Origin of the sequence: Christiangramia qingdaonensis (assembly GCF_048381525.1) — a bacterium.
Lineage (GTDB): Bacteria > Bacteroidota > Bacteroidia > Flavobacteriales > Flavobacteriaceae > Christiangramia.
Genome location: NZ_JBLWIM010000006.1, coordinates 1 through 11,630 on the forward strand (window position 1 = coordinate 1; position 11,630 = coordinate 11,630).

The 11,630-nt window shown below is 31.4% G+C and carries 13 protein-coding genes; all 13 read left to right on the forward strand.

Annotated elements, in window-relative coordinates; translation table 11 throughout:
- Nucleotides 1–261 precede the first annotated feature (261 nt).
- A complete protein-coding gene (locus tag ACNI3T_RS00640; RefSeq protein WP_418226167.1) occupies nt 262–1,416 on the forward strand; it encodes a hypothetical protein in 1,155 nt (384 codons plus the stop codon).
- A gap of 219 nt (nt 1,417–1,635) precedes the next feature.
- Nucleotides 1,636–1,881, forward strand: a complete 246-nt coding sequence (locus ACNI3T_RS00645) for an AbrB/MazE/SpoVT family DNA-binding domain-containing protein (protein ID WP_026915895.1) — start codon at nt 1,636–1,638, stop codon at nt 1,879–1,881.
- Entirely contained in the window at nt 1,872–2,195 is a 324-nt protein-coding gene (locus tag ACNI3T_RS00650) for a type II toxin-antitoxin system PemK/MazF family toxin (RefSeq protein ID WP_418226168.1), read from the forward strand. Before ACNI3T_RS00645 ends, ACNI3T_RS00650 begins: the two co-directional genes overlap by 10 nt.
- 146 nt (nt 2,196–2,341) lie before the next feature.
- On the forward strand, nt 2,342–3,073 hold the full coding sequence (locus ACNI3T_RS00655; RefSeq protein ID WP_418226169.1) for a hypothetical protein: 732 nt from the start codon (nt 2,342–2,344) through the stop codon (nt 3,071–3,073).
- A gap of 221 nt (nt 3,074–3,294) precedes the next feature.
- Nucleotides 3,295–3,591 (forward strand): type II toxin-antitoxin system HigB family toxin, encoded by a 297-nt coding sequence (locus tag ACNI3T_RS00660; RefSeq protein WP_418226170.1) that lies wholly within the window; start codon nt 3,295–3,297, stop codon nt 3,589–3,591.
- A 10-nt stretch (nt 3,592–3,601) separates the two neighbouring features.
- On the forward strand, nt 3,602–3,970 hold the full coding sequence (locus tag ACNI3T_RS00665; protein WP_418226171.1) for a helix-turn-helix domain-containing protein: 369 nt from the start codon (nt 3,602–3,604) through the stop codon (nt 3,968–3,970).
- A gap of 141 nt (nt 3,971–4,111) precedes the next feature.
- Entirely contained in the window at nt 4,112–4,564 is a 453-nt protein-coding gene (locus ACNI3T_RS00670; RefSeq protein ID WP_418226172.1) for a hypothetical protein, read from the forward strand.
- Entirely contained in the window at nt 4,564–4,950 is a 387-nt protein-coding gene (locus ACNI3T_RS00675) for a hypothetical protein (RefSeq protein ID WP_418226173.1), read from the forward strand. Before ACNI3T_RS00670 ends, ACNI3T_RS00675 begins: the two co-directional genes overlap by 1 nt.
- A gap of 724 nt (nt 4,951–5,674) precedes the next feature.
- Nucleotides 5,675–6,064 carry a hypothetical protein gene (locus ACNI3T_RS00680; protein WP_418226174.1) on the forward strand — a complete coding sequence of 130 codons (390 nt, stop codon included), beginning with the start codon at nt 5,675–5,677 and terminating at the stop codon, nt 6,062–6,064.
- 171 nt (nt 6,065–6,235) lie between these two features.
- Complete coding sequence (locus ACNI3T_RS00685) at nt 6,236–7,051, forward strand: CPBP family intramembrane glutamic endopeptidase (RefSeq protein WP_418226175.1); 816 nt, start codon at nt 6,236–6,238, stop codon at nt 7,049–7,051.
- A gap of 735 nt (nt 7,052–7,786) precedes the next feature.
- Nucleotides 7,787–8,617, forward strand: a complete 831-nt coding sequence (locus ACNI3T_RS00690) for a GLPGLI family protein (protein WP_322300625.1) — start codon at nt 7,787–7,789, stop codon at nt 8,615–8,617.
- Nucleotides 8,614–9,393: a GLPGLI family protein gene (locus tag ACNI3T_RS00695; protein WP_418226176.1), complete on the forward strand. Its 780-nt coding sequence runs from the start codon at nt 8,614–8,616 to the stop codon at nt 9,391–9,393. Before ACNI3T_RS00690 ends, ACNI3T_RS00695 begins: the two co-directional genes overlap by 4 nt.
- 32 nt (nt 9,394–9,425) lie before the next feature.
- Nucleotides 9,426–11,630: carboxypeptidase-like regulatory domain-containing protein (locus tag ACNI3T_RS00700; protein WP_418226177.1), on the forward strand; the 2,205-nt coding region annotated here is incomplete at its 3' end.

Here is an 11,630-nt window from a genome sequence, read left to right on the forward strand (position 1 = left end):
AGCAAGATAAAGTTTTAAAGAAGGAAGAAGAATTTATCAAAATTGGAGGGAAACACGATTTATCTAATTTTCAACCTAAATCAAATAGATACTTTTAAAACACAGCACACAACAACGGTTAATCGCCAATAGACGGCAGCTTTAAAAAGAAAATAATTAACTTGACCAATAACCAATACTAAGCCGACAAATCCGCGTCCCTTACTCCGCCAACTGGCGATAACCGAGACCGTTGGCTACAAGCTGCTAAACATGATTCGAATGAACAACAAGATTTTAATTCTACTTTTCACAATGATTTCCGTAATAGGAAAGGCTCAGAATTCTAATGAAAATGTTCTTTATATCGTGGATTCAATTCCCATAATTGAAGAACCAAAAGAAGGTTTTGGAACTTTAAGTGAAAAAGAAATTGATCGAGTTGAAGTACTTAAAAATAAAGAAGCAATTGAATCAACTAAATTTAAAAATGTAGATGGGATTATTTATGTTTTCACAAAAGCCTACTCAAAAAGATCTGATAGCATAAAGGCCATTCCTTCTACAAAATTAATGACCAAGAAAAATGGAAGCTGGTATTTGGATGAAAGTCAAGAACCTTATACAGGTCCTTTTATAGACTATTACTTAAATGGAAAGATACAAGGTCAAGGTTATCTGGATAAAGGAAAATTAAAAGGTTCAAGATTATTGTACCATTTAAACGGAGAAGTTTCTGATAAAATCAATTATAGAAATGGAATTTCAAATGGTCTGGAACAACGTTTTTATGAAGATGGAACCTTAATGCAAGAAGGAAACTTCAAAAATGGTAATGAAAGTGGCGTTTGGAAAATGTTTCATCCAAATGGCCAATTAAAACAAACTTCAACATTTATAAATGGTAAAATGGATGGCGAGTCTATTTCATATTATTCAACTGGAGAAATCAAAGGAAAAAACGCTTATGAGAATGGCGTATATCAAAAAGATAAAGTAAACGATAAACTTTTCGAACTCTATAATGAATCTCAGGAACTATACAGAAAAGTTGATTATAAAGGAGCTATAAAAAAACTTAATCAGGCTTTAGAATTAGAATCTAATTGGGCAGAAGGATATTTTGCTAGAGGAACTATGAAGTTAAATGATTTCCAGTTTGATGAGGCAATAAAAGACTTTAATAAAACACTTGAAATCGAACCTTACTTTACAAATGCCTATGGTAATAGGGCTTTTGCTTATATGAGAAAATATGAATTAGGAGATAGTCGAGAATTATCTGATGTAAACGGTATAAAAGTAATGGCTTCCAAAGAAGTTGAAATTCCAGATAATGATTTAGAAAAAATTTGTTCAGACCTTAATAAAGCGATTGAATTAGGTGATAATAATTCAATGGTGATTGAAGCTATGGAGAAATATTGTCAACTATAGCAGCCAATAGCCAACAACGGCTCATCGCAAATAACTGGTAGTTTACTGAAAATTGCTATTTTAGAGACCAATGATTAAAACCACTAAGCCGACAAATCCGCGTCCTTACTCCCGCAACTTGCGATAGCCGGGACCGTTGGCATTAATACTTCAACAGAGAAAATTTAATTTTGAAATCTGATTTAAAGTAATAACTTTGTATTTACAAAAATAAAAGTTATGGAAACTTCAATCATACAAATTGGAAATTCAAAAGGACTTCGTTTAAGCAAAACGATTCTCGAGAAATATCATATAAAAGATAAAGTCGAACTCATTTTAGAAAAAGGTCAAATTATACTCCGACCAATTGATTCGCCAAGAAAAAATTGGGAAGAGAAATTTAAGAAAATGGCCAAAAATGAAGATGATCAACTTCTGATGAATGATGTTTTTGATGATGAAAACTTCGATGAATGGATTTAAATCAATACGATATAGTTCTAGTTAATCTAGATCCGACTGTTGGAAGTGAAATCAAGAAAACCAGACCTTGTGTAATCATTTCTCCAAATGAGATGAATAAATATTTAAGAACGATTGTAGTTGCTCCTATGACAACAAATACGAAAAAATATCCGACAAGAATTCCTGTAAAATCAAATGAAAAAAAAGGAATGATTGCAATTGATCAAATTAGAACAATTGATAAACAAAGAATTGTAAAAATCTTTGAATCATTATCCAACACAGAAATCAAAAAATGTAAAGAGGTGCTTAAAGAAACATTTGTGGACTAAGTACTAATGCCAACATCGGTTCATCGCAAATAACGGGTTTTATAGAAAAAGTGTAATTTTAGAAACCAGGAAACAAAATATTTAAGCCGACAAGTCCGCGTCCCTACTCCCGCAACTTGCGATAACCGTAACCGTTGTAGCCAATTATGAAAGACGAAATTCTGCAAAATTTAAAAAAGTTATTTCAAGAATCTTATTCTTATGCAAGAGAAGGATCAATTGAAAAAATAATCGATGAATACATTCATGAAACGAATCAACATTATGTGAGCATTGGAATAAATAATTATTTAGAGGATGAAGAACCTTTTGAACTAAAAAGAATAAAGAAAAATTCTGAATTAGAGAAATGTTTTAAAGAAGCTCTTAAATTCGACTTTGACGAAAACAAAATAATTTCAAATCTCGTATCTGATATCCAAACCGCATTTTCAGAAATAAAATCAAAACTAATAGATGAAAAAAAAGAAATCGAAAACCAGGCGATCTTTTTAGAATTTGATTTTATACCTAAAGCATCGATTGCAGGATATGGAACTGGAGAATACCCGATTTTAAAAGAACCAAAATATTTAGATTTTTATCCAGATAATGAAATATATATCGCAATTGAAAAGATTGATTATCGTAAGATTTGGAAAAATCTAACTAGTTTAGAAAATACTATAGAAAAATTTGAGGTAGACGACTACGTTTTTGACTCAGGAACATATCAAGCATTAAGAAACTCTATAATATATAAAACATATATTTTACTACACAAAGCACTTAATAACCTTGGTCCTGAAATCTTTAATGGATTAAATATTAAAAAACCATTAATGATTTATGGTAACGAACACGATTGTGAACCAATTAGCATTTATGTTCTTGAGTAATCATAACTATCAACAACAACGGTTAATCGCCAATAGACGGCAGCGTTAATAAGAAAATAATTAACTTGACCAACAAACAAATACTAAGCCGACAAATCCGCGTCCTTTACTCCGCCAACTGGCGATAACCGTAACCGTTCTAAGCAATTTTTTTAATAAAGATTCTGCTACAAAGTTCTAAAATAGAGAACTTTTATTATCTTTGTTCTAGATTTTTTAGAATGAAAAGAATAGTTGCAAAAAAGACATTGAGAGAATTCTGGGAAAAGCATTCTGATTCAGAACAATATTTAAAGACTTGGTATGAAACAGCTAAAAGCTCCAATTGGAATTCTCCAAATGATATTAAGAAAACTTATATAAATGCTAGCATTTTAAAAGATAGTAGAGTTGTTTTCAATATTAAAGGAAACTCATATAGATTAATTGTAAAATTCAATTATGACCGAAAGTGGGCCTTTATAAGATTTGTTGGAACACATGCAGAATATGATAAAATAGATGCTAACACAATTTAAAATTAGAGCTATGAAAATTAAACCTTTAAAAACCGAACAAGATTATGAGAAAGCTTTAGAAAGGCTTGAAGTAATATTTGATGCTCCAACTGATTCAAAAGAGGGAGATGAAGCGGAGATCCTTTCTATGATGATTGACAATTACGAAAATGAACATTATCCAATTGATGCTCCTGATCCAATTGAAGCAATAAAAATCAGGATGGAAGAAATGAATCTAAAACAAAAAGATTTAGTTGGTGTAATTGGAGGAAAAAGTAGAGTTTCAGAAATCTTAAATAAAAAGAAAAGATTGACAGTAGATATGATTAGAGAACTTGAAAGAATTCTACATATTTCTGCTTCTGTTTTGGTAACTAATTACAAGTTGACGAAATAAAAAAACTGCATAGAACAACGGTTCATCGCAAATAGGCGGCAGCCTTGGAAAGAAATTAATTAACTTGACCAACAAACCAGGTCTAAGCCGACAAGTCCGCGTCCCCCACTCCGCCAACTTGCGATAACCGAAACCATTGTAGTGCATTTTGTAGAAATGAAAAACTTGATATTTACAATAATTCTGATTGGATTTACCACGATTCTTAGTGCTCAAGAAAATATTGACAAAGAAGAGATGGTCGGATTTGCCTGTTATTATGAAGGATCTGCTTCAAAAACAGTGAAAAAAGTAACACGCAAATTAAAAAATAGAAACTACTCCTCTATTTCTAAATTATTAAACTCAGAAAATAATGCAGAAAAGTACATGGCTGCAATAACATTAGAAGAATTGGCTAAAAGAAATAAGTACAAATTAGATCCTAAAGAAAAATTATTAATTGAAAAGATTAAAAATTCTGATGAACTAGTTTCTGTTTGCTCAGGTTGCTTGTTCTTCCAGAAAATGAAATTAAAAGATATGTTCGTCCCTGAATTTGAAGATTTTGCTTTGAATTGGAAAAACCAATTTTTTAAAACTAAATTCTTCTAATGAAATTCATGGATTATTTAATTTGGTTTGGTTTGCCGATTTTACTGATTATTTTTGAATTGATTTCCACAATTGTTCTGATTAGAAAGAAAAGAACATTCTTTTATTTTCTCGCTTCTGGTCTAATAATATTATTAAATCTAATTGCCATAATTTATTTAATTCAAATGATGTCAGGAGCTTGGCCAACATACACTCCTTACATTTTAATTGTAATTGGAGTAATAATATTAGCAATTCAAGAACGTAATACGAACAACAAAACGCACAACAACAACGGTTCATCGCCAATAAGCGGCACCGTTAGTAAGAAAATAATTATCTTGACCAGCAAACCAATACGAAGCCGACAACGCCGCGTCCCTTACTCCGCCAACTGGCGATAACCGAAACCGTTATACACAAGTGCTCCGCAACGATTTTAGCTACTAAAAACAATAAGAATCCAATCTGAAAAATTCGAATTTTGAAAGCTTCAATTGATAATTTTCAACTAAGAATCTTTTGTAAATCGTAGCTTAGAAAATCCTGGTTCTATCGAAAATTCTAAAAGATCGTTCAGGAAAAATTTAAAAAGTAAAGAAGCTTTTGGTAGCTGCTCAAAAACAAATTAGCTACTAAGAACTTCTTTAAAAAGAAGCTTAGTACCAAGAAACGGACGCTTACTCAGACGCAATAATTGAAAAAGACGAGCAAGATTTTGTATAAAGGTCAGAGTATTCCCGACAGCGGCCTATCTGAGGTTCTCACTCGGCTCTGTCGCACCAGTGTATAACAACGAATATTCGCAATTGTGGCCATTTGAAATAAAATAGTATTTTTAGAATCCAACAAACAAAAACCTAAGCCGACAAATCCGAATACATACAACCACAACTGACGATTATTCGAAACCGTTACCTGCAATGGTTCCAGAAGAAAATTATCAATTAAGAACAAAATTGAAACAAAAATAAAGTAACAAATCTAAAATTCGGATACTTATAAGTAGCATAAATCCCTTGTAATAATTGTGTTTATAGTTCAGAATTCGGAAAGTTAATTGTTATATAATAACATATTGATGCTCGAAGAATCCGACTTTTACAAATCATTAAAAGAACTCCAAAAATGAATGATAGATTGCTCCCGAATCAATATAAATTAATCGCTTTTGTGATTTTTATAATTAGCATTATCGCTTTCATACTAAAAATTCCTCTTGCAGATTTAGTGCAGCTTGAACAAGCTAGAATGTCCTGGATTATAAAGGATATAGTTTTAATATCCTTGCTTATAATAACTTTTTCTAAAGACAAAAATGAAACACAAAGAGTTCAGAATTTAAGAGTTCAAGAATTAATAGGAGCAGTTATATTCGGTGGTTTTATTTTACTGATTCATTCTATACAAGAAATATTATTTTGGGACGGTCGCTACCAAATAGAAGACGGATTCGAATTAATGATAGCAATTCTTCTATACTTTATCGTTGTCTTCAATGTCAAAAAATACAAATAGAATTATTTCAAGATTAGAAATGTCACCACAGCAGGTAACAACGGTTAATCGCCAATAGACGGCAGCATTAGAAAGAAAATAATTAACTTCATCAACAACAAAATACTAAGCCGACAAATCCGCGTCCCTTAATCCGCCAACTGGCGATAACCGAGACCGTTGCCAGCAATAATGAAAGATAAATTTCCTATGAAATATACTCTGGTTCTATTCTTTGGATATATAGCATATCTTTTGCTTGAACATCCAATAAATTCTTTTACAGGGACTTTTTCGATGCCAATATTATATCAAGGATACCTATCAAATTTAATATTACTTTTTCCACTTTTACTTTTATTAGTTTTTCTTCTATTCAGACTTAATCTTGAAAAAACCTTAAAATCAAAAGACAAAAGAATATTTCTTATTCCAATAGCTTATTTATTCTTCGTGTTAATAATGAGTTTTAGTGCATTTAAAAGTGCCATTTCTTTAGAATTATTAATCTTTATATTCAGTTTAAGTTTGGTAGGATTTACCGAAGAGATTTTATTCAGAGGAATAATATTTCCCAAATTATCAGACTATTTTTCATCAATTTGGTTAGGCGCATTATTTTCTTCTTTTTTATTTGGAATAGGTCATTATATAAACCTACTTAAAAATCCAGATTCCATAAATGAAATCACATCCCAGGTAATTTATGCTTTTTGTTTTGGAGTATTAATGTGTGGGATATTTTATAAAACTAAAAACATTATTATCCCGGCTTTCATTCATACAATTTTTAACCTCCAATCCTTAATAAGAGTCTTTAATGGAATTCGAAATCAGGAAACAACCGTATTAGAAACTCCAAACGATGTATTTCATCCATCAATATGGGAACTATTAAACCAAGAATTACTATTTAATTTATCCTGCTTTACAATAGGTTTGGCACTAATTTTTTTCGCGAATAAAAACAAAAAGAATAGTATCATTACTGCAGGCAACAACGGTTAATCGCCAATAAGCGGCAGCGTTAGTATGAAAATAATTATCTTGACCAGCAAACCAATATTAAGCCGACAAATCCGCGTCCCTTACTCCGCCAACTGGCGATAACCGGGACCGTTAGCTGCAAATATGGATCAAATTCATCATTCCATAACAATAAATTTATAAATGATTTATTGAATTTTCTACATTATTTCTCCTTTCTATGTTGAAAACAAAAGTTTAAAGTGAAAAAATAATTAAATTAGATTTTTTTGTATATTTAAATATGTGATTCTTACCCTACTTCGAATCCATTAATTTCTAATTGATCTTATTTCATAATAGTAAAAAACCCCTGATTGGGGAGTTCTTAATATTGCTTAATTATTAATCTCTTAAATAACCTGCCTATGTAACATGTTATTCTACCAACCAGAGGAATATGCTGCAAATGTAGCATTCTTCGCAGACAACAAAAAAATATTTATAATCTTGAAATTTTTATTATAAAAAATTTATTTTTAACGCTCGCACTTGTTTTGGGAACTGCATCTACATTCGCTGGAGATAATTCACTAGAAGAAGTGGATGATTGTGTAAATGTAACATTATCCTGTGGAGTTTCAGGATGTGTATACGTTACTTCAATGGAAATGCTAATAGATCACATTGAGTTTGCAGAAGCTTATTGGTGTGAGTAATTGAATGCAACAGGGCTGAAATTCCAGCCCTGTTTTTTATAATTTAAAATTTTTTGATATGACGTTAAAAATAAAAATTCATTTTTGCTTAATAATACTATTATTTTTAAGCTTCCAAAATGTTGTAAATGCTCAGAACGGTAATTCAACAAATTATAAGGCTATTTATAGATTAACGTATCAACCAAGTAAAGTGGATAATTTCCAAAAACAGGAAGATATGTTGTTACTTATTGGTTCAGATTATACTAAATTTTTGAGTTTAGGAAAACATAAAAAAGATTCATTACTGAGAAATAAAAAAAATACAAATTCTGGTTTTTCAAGTGTACTAAGAAATCTTCCCCAAACCGAATTTGACTATGTCATCGTGAACGAACTTAGTAAATCCAATATAGTTTATAAACAAAAAGTGCTAAAAGACAATTTCAGTTATGAGGAAAATCCCGAACTAAAATGGGAAATTCGCAATGAAAATAAAACTATAGCTGGTTATGTCTGTAAAAAAGCAAAAACAGAGTATGCTGGACGTGAATATTCTGCTTGGTTTACATCGGAAATTCCAGTTAGCTCAGGTCCTTATAAATTTGGTGGATTGCCCGGTCTAATCCTCGAAATATCTGACAGTGAAGAAGAATATCATTTCAAATTGATCAATCTAAAAAAGATTAAAGATCCGATTCCTTTTTATAACAGTTCAAACACAGTTAAAACCGAAAAAGAGGTCTTCTTGAAGGTTTTAAAAGAGTACGAAGAAAATCCATTTAAAAAGATGGAGCAAACGGGTATAAAAATTAATTTTTCTGATAATTCAAAAAAAACGGAAATGCTCAAAGAGCATAAGAAAAAATTAAAAGAAGAAAATCCCATAGAACTTAAAACTATATGAAAAAATTTATTTCTCATCTGTTTTTCTTTTTACCAATACTCTTATTTTCTCAACAAAGCAATAATCCATTACGGATAACTTATGAACTGTCATTTCAAATTGATTCTTTAGATCAATCTTCTGTAGATACAGAATATATGTACTTAGATGTGGACGATAAGGTTTCTGTATTCAGAAGTCAAACTACGCACCTAAAAGATTCTATATTAAGCTCTAAAAATCCTAGGGCATTATTTGGGATTCAAAAATCGAAATTTAGATATAAAATATATAAGGATCGGAAAAATGATGAATTAATCTGTTTATATGATTTTACTACATTTAAATATAAAACAGAGAATAAATTACCCCAGTTAGTTTGGAAAATTGAGAACAGTAAAAAAAATATAATGGGATATGAAACTACTTTAGCACGTATACACTTTAAGGGCAGGGATTATGAAGCATGGTTTGCCCCTAACCTACCGGTTCCGGAAGGTCCTTATAAGTTTAACGGTCTGCCTGGAATGATCCTTGAAGTTTATGATTCAAAAAATCACTATCATTTTACAGCCAAAGGTATAGAGAAAATTAAAGTGTCCGTAAATGTTGCGGATCAAGATTACACCAGAATTTCAGATGCTAATTTAGATTTGTTTCGAAAAAAAATAAGGGAAAAGCCATCCCTAATATTGAACAATCCCGGTATACACATCCCAAAAGAAGGTTTGGATAAATATGATAGAAATCAAAGGGCAAGATTGAAAAATCAAAATAATCCTATCGAACTTGAGTAAAGTAAATGAAGATAAAATGCTGTTTTCTCTTTTTGTTGGTATTTATCTTCAGTAAAGGTTTTTCGCAAACAGTTATTACCGGCGAAATTACTGATAAGGACAAGCAACGTTTGAGCGGGGCAACCATTACTATAAGCCAAGATTCAACTGCAAATATAGTTGCTTATGGAATTTCAGATAATCATGGTAAATTTCAAATAGATGTAAAGGCTGATTCAGAATTCTTTTTTATTAAGGTTGCACACTTGGGCTTCAAAAATTGGAATAGCAAACTTCAAAATAAAACTCAACATCTTACAGTGCGCCTTACAGAATCATCAGAAGAATTGAAGGAGGTGCATATAGAATCGAATATAATCGAAATAAGAGGAGACACCCTTAGTTATTCCGTTTCAGCTTTTAAAGATCAAAAAGACCGCGTGATAGCCGATGTGCTAAAAAAAATGCCTGGAATAGAAATACGCAGTTCCGGTCAGATCTACTACCAAGGCGAACCTATCCAAAAATATTATATAGAAGGCCTCGATCTATTGGAAGGACGGTATAACCTCGCCAACAATAACCTCTCGGCAGATGATGTATCGCAGGTTCAAATACTGGAAAACCACCAACCCATAAAGCTATTGGACAGTCTGGAATTTTCCGAAAGGGCTTCTTTAAATATAAAACTTAAAAAAAACGTGACCTTAACCGGCAGTGCTGAATTTGGCAGCGGTCTTTCACCCATTCTTTGGAAAGCAAATATTACCCCGATGGTTTTTACCAAAAAACAACAAGCAATTTTTTCATACCAGAGCAACAACACGGGCAACGATGTATCTCGCGAGATCAGGGACTTTTCCTTTGAAGATATTGGAAGACAGGAATTTAATATCAACAAAAGGGATTGGCTTTCAATCCGTAAAATTGCAGCACCATCTTTTTCCCAGGAACGCTGGCTGGACAATAATGTACATTTAGGATCAGCTAATTATTTGATTCGGCTTAAAAAAGATATTGACCTAAAGGTAAATGTTTCCTATTTGAACGATAGCCAACAACAAATGGGAAATACTCAAACCCTTTTCTTTACACAGAATGATACCATTTCCATTTCCGAAAGAGTTAATAATAATTTTTATATCGAAAATTTACAGTCCAAATTCATTTTGGAAAAGAACACAGATGATAATTACCTGAAAAACACTTTGGAAATAAATGGCTTTTGGGATTCACAGTTTGGTGATATTCGTACCCAAGATGACCATATTTCGCAATCACTCAACAACCCATTCTCGGCATTTAGAAATAAATTAAAACTTCTTAAACCATTCGGAAAACAATTAATGACCTTTGCATCTAATACAGGCTATACAGAATCCTCACAAACTTTAAATGTAGATCCTGGTCAATTCAAAGAATTATTGAATGAAGAGCAACCTTATACAGAAACAAATCAGATTTTAAAATCTTCCACCTTTTTTACCGAAAACTCCGCAGGCTTTACCAAAGGATTAAAAGATATTACTATTGCACCTGAGATTGGTTTCGCAATACAAAGTGAAAAATTGGATAGTCAATTAATTCTAATTGACAATAATGAAACTGATACCCTCAAAGGAAATTATCGTAATGATCTCAATTTTTTTTCTTCAAATATTTATTTTACAAACAAGTTTACCTATAAGAAAAATAGCTGGAATATACGCCTCCAAACACCTTTCAATTATCGCATTTTTAATATTGAAGATATTGTTTTAGATAAAGAGCAAAACTTAAACCGCTTCACTTTTGAACCTGATTTATATATTAAAAAAGAGTTTTCAGCATTTTGGGAAGCTAGCGTATCCGCAAATCTTAAGAATAATTTTGGCGATGTTACTAATTTATACTACGGATTTATCCTGACCGACTACCGGAATTTACAGCGGTACAATACACCAATAACAGAGAATTTTCAACAAAATTATAGCTGGCGAATTTCCTACCGTAATCCTATTAATTCCATTTTTGCCAGTAGTTCTTATAAATTTTCGCAAACAAAAAACAACCTTTTATATAGCAACCGTATAAATCAAAATGGAGCGACCATTTTTGAAGCGTTGGTAAAGGAAAATTATTCCAATTCACATAATTTAAGTCTTAGGGGCAGTAAATATTTTAGCAAACTCAATACTACTTTAAGTTTAAGCTCTACCTTTTCAAGCATTGAACGGGAACAATTGTTAAATGAGCGTTTTGCAGACATACAAAATCAA